Origin of the sequence: Bradyrhizobium sp. LB14.3 (genome assembly GCF_040547985.1) — a bacterium.
Taxonomy (GTDB): domain Bacteria; phylum Pseudomonadota; class Alphaproteobacteria; order Rhizobiales; family Xanthobacteraceae; genus Bradyrhizobium.
Window position 1 is genome coordinate 417,432 of sequence record NZ_JBEPQT010000001.1, and the last position, 15,094, is coordinate 432,525.

Consider the following 15,094-nt stretch of genomic DNA (forward strand, 5'->3'; position numbering starts at 1 on the left):
CGCCGCGCGGTCGCTATCATTCGTGGGGCGGAAATCCTCAGAACGCTTCCGCGGGCAGTTCCATGATGGTGGCGCAGCCGGCCTGGATGCGCGCAAGATTGGCGGCGGTCTCCGGAAGCATCCGCTCCATGAAGAAGCGGCCGGTGACGAGCTTGGTCGAGAGATAGGGGGTTGCCCCGCTCTCGGCAATCTTCACCTGCGACACCTTCGCCATCTTCGCCCACATGTAGCCGAGAGCGACGAAGCCGAAGAGATTCAGGTAATCGGTCGCGGCGGCACCGGCATTGTCGGGCTTCGCCATCGCGTTCTGCATCAGCCAGGTGGTGGCCTGCTGGAGATGGCCGAGCGAAGCGGAGAGCGGGGTGATGAAGGGCTTCATCGCCTCGTCGCCGCCGTTCTCCTTGGCGAAGGCCATGACCTCGCCGAAGAACGCCATGATGGCGCGGCCGCCGTCGCGCGGCAGCTTGCGGCCTACGAGGTCGAGCGCCTGGATGCCGTTGGCGCCTTCATAGATCATGGCGATGCGGGCATCGCGCACGAACTGCTCCATGCCCTGCTCGGCGATGTAACCGTGGCCGCCATACATCTGCTGCGCCTGCACCGCGTTGGCGAAGCCGTAATCGGTCAGGAAGCCTTTCAGGACCGGCGTCATCAGGCCCATGTGATCGTCGGCGGCCTGGCGGTCCTTAGGGTCCTCGGAGCGGTGGGCGACGTCGCTCTTCAGCGCGGTCCACATCACGAAGGCGCGCGCGGCCTCGTTGAAGGAGCGGATCGACAGCAGCGTGCGGCGCACGTCGGGATGCACGATGATCGGGTCGGCCGGCTTGTCCGGCGCCTTGACGCCGGTGAGCGAGCGGCCCTGGATGCGATCCCGCGCATAGGCCACCGCGTTCTGATAGGCGACCTCGGACTGCGCGAGACCCTGAACGGCGACGCCGAGGCGAGCCTCGTTCATCATCACGAACATGCCCTGCATGCCCTTGTTCTCTTCGCCGATCAGCCAGCCGATGGCGTTGTCGTAGTTCATCACGCAGGTGGAATTGCCGTGGATACCCATCTTGTGCTCGATCGAGCCGCAGACCACGCCGTTGCGTGTGCCCACCGAACCATCGGCATTGACGAGGAATTTCGGCACCACGAACAGCGACACGCCCTTGATGCCGGCGGGCGCGCCCTCGATGCGGGCGAGCACGAGGTGGATGATGTTGGGCGCGAGGTCATGCTCGCCGGCCGAAATGAAGATCTTGGTGCCGGTAATCTTGAAGCTGCCGTCGGCCTGTCGCACCGCCTTGGTGCGGAGCATGCCGAGGTCGGTGCCGCAATGCGGCTCGGTCAGGTTCATGGTGCCGGTCCACTCGCCCGCCACCATCTTCGGCACGTAGGTCTGCTTCTGCTCGGGCGTGCCGTGGACGATCAGCGCCGCGGTCGCGCCCATGGTGAGGCCGCCATACATCGAGAACGCCATGTTGGCGGAGATCTGGAATTCGTTGACCGCCTGGCTCAGCGTCACCGGCAGACCCTGGCCGCCGAACTCGGTCGGGGCCGACAGGCCGAGCCAGCCGCCCTCGGCGACCTGCTTGAACGCGTCCTTGAACCCCTTCGGCGTGGTGACGCTGCCGTCATCGGCGCGCTTGCAGCCTTCGAGATCGCCCACACGATTCAGCGGCTGGAGCACCTCTTCGGCGAGCTTGGCGGCTTCGCCCAAAATGGCTTCGCGCACGTCGCTCGACGCGTCGGAGAAGCCGGCCAGATTGTCATAGCGGTCGATCTGGAAGACGTCGTTGAGCAGGAAGTTCACGTCTTCGACGGGGGCTTTGTAAATCGGCATGGCGTTCTCCCGGCATAGATTTGAAGTGGTGGAATTCTTTATGATTGGGCGGCAAGCTGTTCGGCCATCAGGCGATGCAGCATGTTGATCGCCTTGAGCGGCCGCACCATCACCTTGAAATGGGTGATGCGTCCCTCGCCGTCGAAGGTGATGATGTCGACGCCGTTGATCTCGAGGCCGTCGATCAGGGTCTTGAATTCGAGCACGGCGCCGCTCTCACTTGTCCACTCTCCGACATAGGTGAAGCCGGGACCGCCAAGCACCTTCTCGGCGCTCGCGAGATATTTGAAGGTGATGTCGCGTCCGCGCTGCGGCGAATGCACGACGGGGCTTTCGAAGACGGCGTCGGGATGCAGGAGGTCCCAGAGCGCTTTGCCGTCGTGGGACTTCATGAAGGCGTACCAGGAGTCGAGACCGGTCATTGTCAGAATGCCTCCCGTGGATAAAAGGCCTTGGCAAAAAACTCGAAAACAACCCCATGCACAGTAGCTATGAGTTTGATTCCGCTGGGTTTTCGGATCGGGTCTTTGGCCCCGGTCTTAGCCCCTCCATATGCACGTTGACGCATATGCACCAATACGCATAAAGTCAAGTCAATAGGTCGAGACCTCGAACGGGAGCTGGCGCAATGGCACTGGGCGACGCGATCCTCGCATGCCTGACGGAACGTCCGATGACGGGCTACGAGCTCGCCAAGACATTCGACTCCTCGATCGGCTTCTTCTGGAAGGCCGACCACCAGCAAATCTACCGCGAGCTCTCCAAGCTGCGCGACCGCGGCTACATCCAGGGCCGCGAGGTCGTGCAAACAGGCAAACCCAATAAACTGATCTATACGCTGACTCCCGAGGGCCGAACAGCGCTGCGGCACTGGGCCGCGCGGCCAAGCACGCCGCCCTCGATCAAGGACGACCTCCTGGTGCGGCTGCACGCGCTCGACAGCATCGACATCGAGCCCCTGCGCGCCGATCTGATGGCCCGGCTGGAGCACCATCGCGACCGGCACGAGAATTACGAGCGGATCCTCAAGAAGCGATTTCCGGAAGGCGCGGCGTCGGGCGTGCTCGACCTCGGTAATTTGCTCCTGCTTCAGCTCGGTGCCCGGCACGAGCAGATGGTGGCCGATTTTTGCGAAGAGGCGCTCGAGGCCCTGTCGGTCACGAGCGGCAAGGGCACCGTGGTGCCGCTGGAGGAAGGCAAGCGCGAGGGCAAGGACTAGACCGGCTTCGGTGGTGCTCGTCGCCTCTCCGGCTTGCGGAAGAGGTCGCGCCGAAGGCGCGGGTGAGGGCTCTCTCCTCTTGGGGGTTTTCGATTGCGGAAGCACCCTCTCCCCAGCCCTCCCCCGCAAGCGAGGGAGGGAGCGCACCTGCTCCTTGGGCTGGTAGGCCCCACCCAACTTTAAGACCCCGTCAACGAGTTCCTTAACCCGTTATTTACCGTAACAGACAAAAGTCGGTTTTCGAGGCAGACGACCCGCGCCAAATCCGATTGTCTTTGCAACCGGCACGCGAGGGAAGACTGGAGGCGCCGGGTGGGGCGCCGGAGTCGGAACCGGACAGAGTCATGAATTCGCGCGTATCGTGGAGTGTTGACGGTATCGATCCATCGGTCAGGGAGCGGGCCGAAGCTGCTGCGCATCGCGCCGGCATGTCACTCAACGATTGGCTGAACTCCACGCTCGGCGAAACTGCCCCGCCAAACTTTCGCGGACCTTACGACCAGCGTCCGCAAGCTCCGACCGTTCCGAGCCAGGCACCGAGTCAGGAAAGCCGCGAAGTCGCCGACATCCACCAGCGGCTCGACGCCATCACTCAGCAGATCGAGCGGATCTCGAAGCCCGCGCCGCGCCAGGACCCTTCACGCCAGGACCCTTCACGGCAGGACTCTTCGCGACCGGACGTCTCGCGCGAGCAGGGCGTGGCACGGCAGCTCAACGATGCGATCTCGCGCCTCGATGCGCGGCTGTCGCAAATCTCAAAGCCGCAGCACCCCCAACCGCAGCAGCCACAGGCCCCGCGCCTCGCTCCCGTCGACAGCCGCCAGCGCCAGGCCGATGCGGTCGAGCGTGCGGCAGCGCAGGTCTATCGCAACTCACCGCCCCTGAGCCCCGCTTCGTTCGACGTTGCCGTCGCCGAGATCACCGCACGCCAGAGCGAGCTCGACGGCTTTGCGACGCGGCAGATACCGCCGCGCGCCGCGCCCTCGATCGCGCCTGCGGCAGCTCCTTTCGCGCCCCCGATGGCGCCGCCCGCGCCTGCCTACGCTCCGCCGCCACCGCAGCCGGGGCCGGATTTCTCCGCGCTCGAGCGCCATCTGCTCAAGATCACGAGCCAGATCGAATCGCTCCAGCGCCCCGACAATACCGAGCAGGCGATCAACACGTTCCGCAGCGAACTTGCGGAGATCCGCAACGCCATCACCGAGGCGATGCCGCGCCGCGCGATCGAATCGATCGAGAACGAGATCCGCTCGCTGCATCGGCGCATCGACGAGACGCGTTCCAACGGCACCGACGGTCAGGTCCTGTCCGGCATCGAGCACGCGCTGTCCGACATCAAGCAGGTGTTGCGCACGCTGACGCCGGCCGAGCAGCTCACCGGCTATGACGAGGCGATCCGCAATCTCGGCGCCAAGCTCGATCTGATCCTGCGCGCCAATGACGATCCCTCGACGGTCCGCCAGCTCGAAGGCGCGATCTCGGCGCTGCGCGGCATCGTCTCCAACGTCGCCTCCAACGAAGCGCTGGCACGGCTCTCGGACGACGTGCAGCTGCTGTCGTCCAAGGTCGACCAGGTCACCCGCTCGTCCGGCTCCGGCGATAGCTTTGCGGTGCTGGAGCAGCGCATCGCGGCGCTCACCGCCGCGCTGGAAACGCGCGAGCGGCCTCAGCCATCCGAAAGCAGCGAGCATCTGGAAGATGCGATCCGCGCGCTGTCGGACCGTTTCGACCGCATGCAGGTCGGCAACGATTCGGCTTCGACCTTCGCTCATCTTGAACAGCGGGTCTCGTATCTGCTGGAGCGGATCGAGACCGCCTCCGATCCGCGCAACGGCAATTTGAGCCGCGTCGAGGACGGGTTGCACGACATCCTGCGGCACCTGGAACGGCAGCAAGCGACCTATTCCGCGCTGGCCGAGAGCCGCAGCTCCGCGCCGGCCGAATCCGGAATGGTCGATATCGTCAAGCGCGAACTCTCCGACATCCGCTTCAGCCAGGCCGAGACCAACCGCAGCACCCAGGATTCGCTGGAGGCCGTCCACAACGCACTCGGCCACGTCGTCGATCGTCTCTCGATGATCGAGGGCGATCTGCGCAATGTGCGCACCGCGCCGCCGGCCGCAGCGCCGCAGCCGATGCCGTTGCCGATGGCCGCTCCGATGGAGCCCGCGCCGATGGCGCGCGAGCCGCGGCCGCAGCAACAGCCGCCGAAATACGATCCGAAGCCGGAACTGCCCAATCCCGCCGCGGCGCAGGCGGCGCAAGCCGCCTTCGTCGCCGCGCCGCGCGAATTCCACGCCGCTGCACCCGCCGCGCCGCCGCCGATGCCGATGGCGCCCCCCGTTCCGCCCCGCGCGATCAGCGAAATCCTCGAGCCGCATACGGTGCCCACGCGGGCTGCGCTTGCGCCCGAACTGCCGCCGGATCATCCGCTCGAGCCGGGCACCCGGCCGGGTGCACGCGTCGCCACGCCGTCGGAGCGCATTGCCGCGTCTGAAAGCGCAATCAGCGAAATCCCGGCCGCGCCGAAGGAGCCGGTGTCGTCGTCGAGCTTCATCGCGGCCGCGCGCCGCGCTGCCCAGGCCGCCGCCGCACAGCCGGAAAAGCCGGCCCGCGGCGCCAAGGCAGGGGCCGATCGGTCCAAGGACAAGGGCAAGGACAACGGTAAGGACGGCGGTTCGACCATCACCTCGAAAATCCGCTCGCTGCTGGTCGGCGCGAGCGTGGTCGTGATCGTGCTCGGCACCTTCAAGATGGCGATGAATCTGCTCGATGGCGGCAGCTCGGCGCCGTCGCCGCAGGCAATGGAGAACTCGTCGAGCGCACCCGCGCCGCAGGCGGCGCCGCCGCCGGTCGAGAACAAGCCCGCCACGCCCGAGCAGGTCACGCCGTCGATGACATCGCCGACCCCGATCGGGCGGCAATCCCAGAACAATGCCGCGCCGGCGCCCGCCGCCGGTTCGGGCAATTCGGCCTCGGTTGAAATTCCGCCGGTGCCCGCCGTAGCCCCGCCGCCTGTCACCAGCGACGTCACCGGCGCGCTGTCGGGCACGAGCCGCGCGAAACTCGCGATGATCCAGGTGCCGCCGAGTGAAAAACTGCCTGACGGCATCGGCGGCCCGAGCTTGCGTACCGCCGCCATGAAGGGCGATGCGAACGCGGCCTACGAGCTCGGCGTGCGCTTTGCCGAAGGCAAGGGCGTGGCCGCGAATTACGACGAAGCCGCCAAATGGTACGACCGCGCGGCGCAGGCCGGCGTGGTGCCGGCGACCTTCCGCCTCGGCACACTCTACGAGAAGGGCCTCGGCGTGAAGAAGGACGCCGACATCGCCCGCCGCTACTACACCCAGGCGGCCGAGCGCGGCAACGCCAAGGCGATGCACAATCTCGCAGTGCTCGACGCCGATGGCGGCGGACATGGCGCCAATTACAAGAGCGCGGCGCAGTGGTTCCGCAAAGCCGCCGACCGCGGCGTCGCCGACAGCCAGTTCAACCTCGCCATCCTCTATGCCCGCGGCATCGGTGTCGAACAGAACCTCGCCGAATCCTACAAATGGTTCACCCTCGCAGCCGCCCAGGGTGACGCGGATGCCGCCGGCAAGCGCGACGATGTCGCCAAGCGGCTCGACCCGCAATCGCTCGCGGCCGCCAAGCTCGCGATTCAGACGTTCAGCGCCGAGCCGCAACCCGATGATGCCGTCAATGTCGCGACACCCGCCGGCGGCTGGGACAGCGCGCCGCAAGCAGCCGCAAAACCCGCGCCGAAGCCGGTCGCGAGCAAGCGCTCGGCGTCAGCGGTGCGTTGAAGCGAATTAGCATTAGATCAGACCAAAGGGGCCGCAGGCTCGGTGTACCTCTCCCGCTTGCGGGAGAGGTCGGCGCGTAGCGCCGAGGCTTTGTCCTCTTGGGGAGTCTTACTGCGGAGACACCCTCTCCCCGACCCTCCCCCGCAAGCGGGAGAGGGAGCGCACTTTCTCCGTAGCAATCAAGTCTCATTTGCCTCGCGGGCTAGCCGCGCCCATTCACCACGCCCAAAATTCCTGATCACTCCCGCCAGCGAATTCGGCTATTGAGGGACGCGGCAATCGATCCGTTTTCGCCGGAGCGTGGTCCTTCGATGCAGCTCTATCTCCCGATCGCCGATCTTCCGGTCAACGTCTTCCTGGTGCTGGCGATGGGCGCGGCGGTCGGCTTCGTCTCCGGCATGTTCGGGATCGGCGGCGGCTTCCTGATGACGCCGCTTTTGATCTTCATCGGCATCACGCCGGCGGTCGCGGTCGCTTCCGTCGCGAGCCACATCGCGGCCTCGTCCTTTTCCGGAGCCCTCGCCTATTGGCGGCGGCGCGCAATCGACCCGGCGCTGGCGAGCGTCCTGTTATGCGGCGGCGTGACCGGGACGGCGCTCGGCGTGTGGACCTTCACGCAGTTGCGCGCGCTCGGCCAGCTCGATCTGATGATCGCACTGTCTTACGTCGTGCTGCTCACCACCGTCGGCAGCCTGATGTTCTCCGAAGGCCTGCGCGCCCTGCTACGGACCCGGCGCGGCGCGGTGCCGCCACGGCGCACGCATAACTGGATCCACGGGCTGCCGCTGAAGATGCGGTTCAAGCGCTCCAAGATCTACCTTTCGGTGATTCCGGTCGTGATCGTCGGCATCGTGATCGGCTTCATCGGCGCCATCATGGGCATCGGCGGCGGCTTCATCCTGGTGCCGATCATGATCTATCTGCTGCGGGTGCCGACCTCGACGGTGATCGGCACGTCGATGGTCCTGACGCTGGTCACGATGCTGTTTGCGACCTTGCTGCACGCTGCGACCAATCACCTCGTCGACGCGGTGCTGGCGCTGATCCTGATGGTCGGCGGCGTCACCGGTGCACAGTTCGGCGCCCGCGCCGGCCAGAAGATCCGCGGCGAGCAGCTGCGGCTGCTGCTCGGCCTCTTGATCCTTTCGGTCGGTGTTCGCTTCGCCATCGAACTGGTGATCCGGCCCGAGGACCTCTTCACCATCCGCGAGCTGGGGGTGAACGGATGATGCGCGCAGCTCTCGCAGTCCTGCTTGTCCTGCTGCTCGGCTCCGCCGCACGCGCCGAGCGGCTGATCGTGTCGGTCTCCAACCATCGTGTCACGGTGACGCCGAACTATTCCGGCGAGGAGCTGGTGTTGTTCGGCTCGGTCGAGAAGGACGCTACCACGCCCGCCGACCGCAAGACCTACGATCTCGTCGTCACCGTGATGGGCCCGCGCGCCGATATGGTGACGCGGCGCAAGGAGCGCACCTTCGGGATCTGGATCAACACCGACTACCGTCAGTTCCTGGAGGTGCCGAGTTATCTCGCGCTGTTCGCCAACCGCTCGTTCGAGGCGATCACCTCGCCCGAGGTCGCGCGGCGACAGCAGATCGGGCTCAACAACGTGCGGCTGACCCAACGCGTCAGCGGCGACTACGCCGACGTGGTGCCGAACGACGCGTTCCGCTCGGCCTTCATTCGCCTGCGCACCGAGCGCGGGCTCTATCGCGAGGATTCGAGCGCGGTGACGTTCCTGACACCGACGCTGTTCCGCACCGGCATTCCACTGCCGGCGGAGGTGCCGATCGGCACCTACCAGGTCGAGATCAAGTTGTTTGCCGACGGCGCGTTCGTCGGCAAGACAGAGACCGCGTTCGAGATCGTCAAGGTCGGCTTCGAGCAGTTCGTCGCCACCACTGCGCGGCAGAACGGGCTGATCTACGGCCTCATCACCGCCGCGATGGCGCTGATGACGGGTTGGATGGCCTCGATCGTGTTTCGGAAGGATTGACTGCATTCTCCGTCATTGCGAGCGCAGCAAAGCAATCCAGACTGCCGCCGCGGAGGGATTCTGGATTGCTTCGCTTCGCTCGCAATGACGGCTGCGGTGCTAGCTACGGCGCCTGCACCACCGTCGGCACGCCGGGCTCCAGCAATCGCAGCCGCGTCCCGAAGCCGAGCGCGTCGAAGGTCTTGCGCAGATCCTCGCTGTTCTGGCGGAAATGGGCCCAGCCCTCCGTATGCACCGGCACGATCATCGCATCGGGGAAGGCGCGTGCGGTCTCGATGGTGTCGTTGGTGTCCATGGTGAGATGGAACGGCCCGCGCGTTTGCGCAGCGCCCGCGAAAGGCATCACCACGCCGCACTTGAATCGGCGTGCGACCTCGGCGACGCCATCGAACCAGGTAGTGTCGCCGCTGATATAGACCGAAGTTGTGTCGGTCCGGCTCGACGACACCACGAAGCCGATGACGTCGCCTGACAGCGGCTCGATGCCGGCCGGGCCGTGACGCGCCGGGGTCGCGGTGATCGTCAGCGAATTGCCGTCACGATCTTTCAGACGCGTCGTGCCCCACGGCACCAGGCCTTCGACATGCAGGCCTTCGAATTGGCCACCGAGGCGCTTGGCGCCGGCTTCTGTCGTCAGGACGCGCTTTGCATGCCTGAGATACTCGCGGCCGGAATTGTCGAGATTGTCCGAATGCTGGTCGTGGCTGAGCAGGACCGCATCGATCGGGCCGATTGCATCAGCCTTGAGCGCAGGGCCGATTGTCTTCTCCAGCTTCACATGCGGCAGCTGATAGGCGGTATTTGCGTCGTCGAAAGTCGGATCGGTGAGCAAGCGGAAGCCGTCGATCTCGATCAGCGCGGTGGGACCGCCGATCAGGGTAATGGAAATGGGCATAAGAACTCCTCCTACGACACAGGCTTCGCGGCAGGCCGCGTCACCAGATAGATCCCGAGCGCCACTGGAATGATTCCGAGCAGATCGCGGGCCTCGACATGCTCGGCGAGCACGAGATACGCGAACAACATGCCGAGCGGCGGCATCAGGAAATGATAAGCGCTGGCAGCCGTTGCGCCACACACTTTCAGGAGATGAAACCAGAGCCAGTAGGCGAGGATCGAGCCGCCGAGCACGAGGAAGGCGAAGGCGCCGATCAGGCCCGGCGTAACGTCGATGGCATGAACGTCGGCGAAGGTCAGCGCGACCGGCGTCAGCACGATGCCGGCGGCAAGATTCTGCACGCCATTGCCGATCCACAACGAGCCCCTCGGCGCGAGCAGCTTGAACAGGATCGTGCCGGCGACGATGGAGGCGAGCGAGGCCAGCGTGAACATGATGCCGTGCAGTGAGTCAGTGCCGACCGACAGCCGATGCCAGACGATCAAGGTCACGCCGACGATGCCGAGCAGCAGGCCGCTCGCCTTGCGCCAGGTCATGCCCTCGCCGAGCAGGAGCGCGGCGAGGCCCGCCGTGAACACCGGATTGGCGGACACGATCAGGCCGCCGAGGCCCGCCGAGACCGTTTGCAGACCGGTGTAGCCGAGCCCGAGATAGAGCGCGTTGTTGGCGATGCCGAGCACGGCGAAGATCGCGGCATCGCGCCAGGACAGCGACCAGTCGCCGCCGCGGATCAGCGTGGCACCGAGGATCAGGATGCCGGCAAGCGAGAAGCGCGCGGCGAGCAGGATCAACGGCGGGCAATGGGTCACCCCGATTTTGCCGGCGACAAAGGCGTAGCTCCAGAGCAGGCAGAACAGGCCGATAGCGAAGGGCAGCGTGTTGAAACGGCTGCGGGGGACGGCAAGCGAGGGGACGAGCGACATGTGGAATCTCCTGAGCCCTCGATCTAGGAACCCGGCTTGTCATTTGGAAATTAAATGATTAACTCACTGCCAGTTGATTTTCGAATGGAGACATCCATGCTCGATCTGGAGCTCCTGCGCAGCTTCGTCTCGGTGGTCGATTCCGGCGGCTTCACCCGCGCCGGGGAGCGCGTCCACCGCACGCAATCGACCGTCAGCCAGCAGATCAAGCGGCTGGAGGAGGATGTCGGCCAGGTGCTGCTGCACCGCGACGGCAAGGACGTGCGTCCGACCGAGGCCGGCGAGCGGTTGCTGTCCTACGCGCGGCGGCTGTTATCGCTCGCCGAGGAGGCGCGCGACGTGCTGAGCCAGCCCGACGGCGAAGGCGCGATCCGGCTCGGCATCCCCGAGGATTTTGCGGCATATCGGCTGGCGAAACTGCTTGGCGCATTCTCGCGCTCGCATCCGGGCCTGCGGCTCGATGTGCGCGCCGACCAGAGCAAGAACCTGTCGCGCGACCTCGATCGCGGCGAACTGGATCTGGCGCTGTTCAAGCGCGAGGCCGGTGCGAAGGGCGCAATTGCGGTGTGGCCGGAGCAGGTGCACTGGGTCACCAGCAAGAGCCATCCGATCCATGCCGACGTCGCCTCGGTGCCGTTGATCGGCTTTCCGCTCGGCTGCCTCTACCGCGCCGGCGCCATCCACGCGCTGGAAAGCGCGGGCCGCATCTGGCACATGTCCTACACCTCATCGAGCCTCGCCGGCATCCAGGCCGCCGTTGCCGCCGGCATGGGACTGAGCATCCTGTCGGAGATGTCGATCCAGGCGGATCACCGCGTGCTGACGGCGAAGGACGGCTTTGCACCGATCAACCGGACCGAGGTGGCGCTGATGGCCGCGCCCGGCGCCAGCCCAGCGACGCTACGGCTGGCGGATCGCCTTGCGGAGTTTTGCGATGACGTGCAGGCGAAGGCGGCTTAGCTGCACCGCGACGCCGCGATCGCGTGGACGCGGCGGTCGCCGAGCAGATGCGCGACAAAGCCATTTTTCGGAAAGATCTTTGCGAACGCGGCATCGCGGATGCTGAGGCCGCCGGCATAGGCGCCGAAGGCGGGCATCACGGCGCGCATCCCGTCGGACGCGAAGCAGCGGCGCTCCATCGAGCGGCCGCGCGCGGAGACACGGGCCTTGGGATGCAGATGGCCGGCGATCTCGCCGCACGCGCCGGTCGGCTCATGGCGGAAGGTGATCGGGCCGATCGCCACTTCGTCGGCGACGGTGCCGCCGAGATCACGCGGCAGCGCCGGATCGTGATTGCCTGAGATCCAGATCCAGTCGCGGCCGGCCTGCAAGCCGGCGACCGCGTCGCGATCGTCCGCCGACAGCCGTCCATGTGCAGTGCGATCATGAAAACTGTCGCCGAGCGCGATGACGATTCGGGGATTATGGCGGGAGATGACAGCAGCGAGCCGGCCGAGCGTCGCGATGGTGTCGTAAGGCGGCAGCAGCACGCCGCGCATGGCGAAGCTGGAACCTTTTTCCAGGTGCAGATCGGAGACGACCAGCATGCGCTGCTCTTCCCAGAACAGTGCGCCGGAAAGATCGGCCGCGAACGTCACGCCGCTGATGCTGACATTTGAAACGCGCATGTCCTCGATATCCCCTGAAACCAGCGCGCCTATCGTCACGTCCGAACCTGCTCTTATCCCATCGCCTCTTTGACGAGCTCGTCGGCGGCCTCCGCCAACAGCTCGTCTCCAGCTTCGCCATAGACTGACTCGCGGCCGATTTCCAGCATCACGGGGACGGCGAGCGGAGAGACACGGTCGAGTTCCCGATGTGTGATGCGGCCCTGGATGCGGGTGAGCATATCGCTGAGACGGCGCAGATCGAGCAAGCCGGTGGCGGCATCGGCGCGGGCGGCGCGCAACAGCACGTGATCGGCCTGGTGTTTTCGCAGGACGTCGTAAACGAGATCGGTCGAGAACAGCACCTGGCGGCGGCTCTTCTCCTCGCCGGTATGCCGGCGCGCGATCAGGCCGGAGATGATCGCGCAATTGCGGAACGTACGTTTCATAAGAGCGGATTCGGCGAGCCATGCTTCGAGGTCGTCGCCGAGCATGTCGGGATCGAACAGCGCGTCAAGGTCGATCCTGCCGTCCCGGATCATGAAGGACATGTCGCCGAGCGCCCAGACGGCGATCGCATATTCGTTGGCGACGAAGCCGAGCGGCCGGGCGCGGGCACGCTCCAGCCGGCGCGTCAAGAGCATGCCGAGCGTCTGATGCGCGAGACGGCCTTCGAACGGGTAGCAGACGATGTAATGCTTGTTGGCGCGCGCAAAACTCTCGACCAACAGCTCGCGCACGGCCGGCACGCGGGAGACGTCCTTTTGCAGTGACAGCCAGTCGCGCACCTGCTCCGGCAACGCGCCCCACGCGCGCGCGTCATCGAGCAGGCGACGCACGCGTTCGGCAAGATAGGTCGAGAGCGGAAACTTGCCGCCCATATAGGACGGCACTTTCGGGTCCTTGTCGTTGGCGCGCGAGACATAGACCTGGTCCTCGACCAGGGTCTCGTAGCGCACCACCTCGCCGCTGAACACGAAAGTGTCGCCCGGACTGAGGCCCTCGATGAAGGCTTCCTCGATCTCGCCGAGCAACCTGCCGCCGCGGGCGATCACGCCCGTTGACCCGCCTGCTTTTCCCTGGCCGCCGCCGCGCGATCGCACCAGCCGCACCTTCAGCATGTCGTCCTCGACGATGGTGCCGACATTCATCCGGTAGCTCTGCCGCACCTTTGGATTGGCGACGCGCCAGCGACCCTGCTTGTCCTGCTTGATGCGCGCGAAGCGCTCGTAGGTTTTCAGCGCGTAGCCGCCGGAGGCGACGAAATCGACGACGTCGTCGAAATCCTGCCGCGTGAGATCGGCGTAGGGCGCCGCGGTGCGCACTTCGTCGTAGAGTTCGTCGGAGAGAAACGGCTCGCCGCAGGCGCAGCCGAGCACGTGCTGGGCCAGCACGTCGAGCGCACCGGTGCGCAGCGGCGGCGTGTCCTGTGCATTCTCGGCGATGGCGTCAATGGCGACGCGGCACTCCAGCACCTCGAAGCGGTTCGCCGGCACCAGCACCGCGCGCGAGGCTTCATCAAGGCGGTGGTTGGCGCGGCCGATGCGCTGCATCAGGCGCGAGGCCCCCTTCGGCGCGCCGATATTGACGACGAGATCGACGTCGCCCCAGTCGACGCCGAGGTCGAGCGAGGAGGTGCAGACCACGCCGCGCAATTTTCCCGCCGACATCGCATCCTCGACCTTGCGGCGCTGCGCGACATCGAGCGAGCCGTGATGCAGGGCGATTGCAAGGTTGTCATCGTTCATGCTCCAGAGATTCTGGAACAGCATCTCGGCCTGGCTGCGGGTGTTGACGAAGACCAGCGTGGTCTTGTTCGCCTTGATCAGCTCGTAGATCTCGGGAAGCGCATGGCGCGCACTGTGACCGGCCCAGGGCAGACGTTCGCGCGTATCCATCATCTCGACCAGCGGCGGCGCCGCGCCGCCGGCGATGACGATCTCGGCCGCCGCTTCCTTGCCGCCGGGCTGCGGCACCAGGAAGCGCGCCAGCGATTCCGGCTCGGCCACCGTCGCCGACAGGCCGATCGCCCGCATCTGCGGCGCCAATCGCCACAACCGCGCGAGCCCAAGCGAGAGAAGATCACCGCGCTTGGAGGTCACCAGCGCATGCAGCTCGTCGAGCACGATGCGCTTCAGCGAGGAGAACAGGAACGGCGCGTCGTCGGAGGAGAGCAGCAGCGCGAGCTGTTCGGGCGTCGTCAGCAGAATGTCCGGCGGATAGCGCCGCTGCCGCTGGCGCCGCGACGTCGGCGTGTCGCCGGTGCGGGTCTCGATCTTGATCGGCAGCGCCATCTCGGCGACCGGCCGCTCCAGATTGCGTGCGATGTCGACCGCGAGCGCCTTGAGCGGGGAGATGTAGAGGGTGTGGAGGCCGCCGCTGCGTTGCAGGGTGCGGCCGGTGGAGACAAGGCTTTGCTTCGCGCCTGTCGTCGGTTCGACCGTCTGCATCGAAAGCTCCACCAGCGTCGGCAAAAATCCCGCCAGCGTCTTGCCGGCACCGGTCGGCGCGATCAGCAGCGCGGAACGGTCCTCGCGCGCTTTCTCCAGCAGCGCCAATTGATGTTCGCGCGGCGACCAGCCGCGGGCTGCGAACCACGCCTGGAAGCGGTCGGGCAACAGCGCGGCCGGCTCGGCCGGAGATTTGAGGATGCGAGGCGGCACGGCATCACAGGTAAGCCGTGGGGGTGGGTTCGTCGAGGGGTGGGTGGGCGGGATGCACCCACAGGCGTCATGGCCGGGCTCGTCCCGGCCATCCACGTTCTTGCCACACGGAAGCGAAGACGTGGATGCCCGGGACAAGCCCGGGCATGACGAG

Annotated in this window: 11 protein-coding genes; 5 read left to right on the forward strand and 6 right to left on the reverse strand. The window is 66.0% G+C overall.

Annotated elements, in window-relative coordinates; all coding sequences use genetic code 11:
- Positions 1-37 precede the first annotated feature (37 nt).
- A complete protein-coding gene (locus tag ABIB00_RS01935) occupies positions 38-1,828 on the reverse strand; it encodes an acyl-CoA dehydrogenase C-terminal domain-containing protein (RefSeq protein ID WP_354103184.1) in 1,791 nt (596 codons plus the stop codon).
- 38 nt (positions 1,829-1,866) lie between these two features.
- Entirely contained in the window at positions 1,867-2,250 is a 384-nt protein-coding gene (locus ABIB00_RS01940; RefSeq protein WP_247448394.1) for a nuclear transport factor 2 family protein, read from the reverse strand.
- A gap of 206 nt (positions 2,251-2,456) precedes the next feature.
- Between ABIB00_RS01940 and ABIB00_RS01945 the strand changes: the two genes are divergently transcribed.
- From ABIB00_RS01945 to ABIB00_RS01960, 4 genes are all read left to right on the forward strand, one after another.
- Positions 2,457-3,047: a PadR family transcriptional regulator gene (locus ABIB00_RS01945; protein WP_354103185.1), complete on the forward strand. Its 591-nt coding sequence runs from the start codon at positions 2,457-2,459 to the stop codon at positions 3,045-3,047.
- Between the two features lie 344 nt (positions 3,048-3,391).
- Positions 3,392-6,853, forward strand: coding sequence for a tetratricopeptide repeat protein (locus ABIB00_RS01950; RefSeq protein WP_354103186.1), 3,462 nt, complete (start codon positions 3,392-3,394; stop codon positions 6,851-6,853).
- A gap of 311 nt (positions 6,854-7,164) precedes the next feature.
- Entirely contained in the window at positions 7,165-8,082 is a 918-nt protein-coding gene (locus tag ABIB00_RS01955; RefSeq protein WP_247352313.1) for a sulfite exporter TauE/SafE family protein, read from the forward strand.
- Positions 8,079-8,849: a TIGR02186 family protein gene (locus ABIB00_RS01960; protein ID WP_354103187.1), complete on the forward strand. Its 771-nt coding sequence runs from the start codon at positions 8,079-8,081 to the stop codon at positions 8,847-8,849. The genes ABIB00_RS01955 and ABIB00_RS01960 overlap by 4 nt, the downstream gene beginning before the upstream one ends.
- Positions 8,850-8,952: 103 nt before the next feature.
- On the opposite strand, the gene ABIB00_RS01965 is transcribed toward ABIB00_RS01960, so the two are convergent.
- Both ABIB00_RS01965 and ABIB00_RS01970 read right to left on the reverse strand, forming a co-directional pair.
- The gene (locus ABIB00_RS01965) at positions 8,953-9,744 is read right to left on the reverse strand and encodes an MBL fold metallo-hydrolase (protein ID WP_354103188.1); all 792 of its coding nucleotides are present in this window, start codon (positions 9,742-9,744) and stop codon (positions 8,953-8,955) included.
- 11 nt (positions 9,745-9,755) lie between these two features.
- Positions 9,756-10,670: a DMT family transporter gene (locus ABIB00_RS01970; RefSeq protein WP_354103189.1), complete on the reverse strand. Its 915-nt coding sequence runs from the start codon at positions 10,668-10,670 to the stop codon at positions 9,756-9,758.
- A 96-nt stretch (positions 10,671-10,766) separates the two neighbouring features.
- On the opposite strand from ABIB00_RS01970, the gene ABIB00_RS01975 reads away from it, so the two are divergent.
- A complete protein-coding gene (locus ABIB00_RS01975) occupies positions 10,767-11,630 on the forward strand; it encodes a LysR family transcriptional regulator (protein ID WP_354103190.1) in 864 nt (287 codons plus the stop codon).
- On the opposite strand, the gene pdeM is transcribed toward ABIB00_RS01975, so the two are convergent.
- Together pdeM and ABIB00_RS01985 are read right to left on the reverse strand one after the other, a co-directional pair.
- On the reverse strand, positions 11,627-12,298 hold the full coding sequence (pdeM, locus tag ABIB00_RS01980; RefSeq protein WP_354103191.1) for a ligase-associated DNA damage response endonuclease PdeM: 672 nt from the start codon (positions 12,296-12,298) through the stop codon (positions 11,627-11,629). The genes ABIB00_RS01975 and pdeM overlap by 4 nt on opposite strands.
- 53 nt (positions 12,299-12,351) lie before the next feature.
- Positions 12,352-14,940 carry a ligase-associated DNA damage response DEXH box helicase gene (locus ABIB00_RS01985; protein ID WP_354103192.1) on the reverse strand — a complete coding sequence of 863 codons (2,589 nt, stop codon included), beginning with the start codon at positions 14,938-14,940 and terminating at the stop codon, positions 12,352-12,354.
- Positions 14,941-15,094 lie beyond the last annotated feature (154 nt).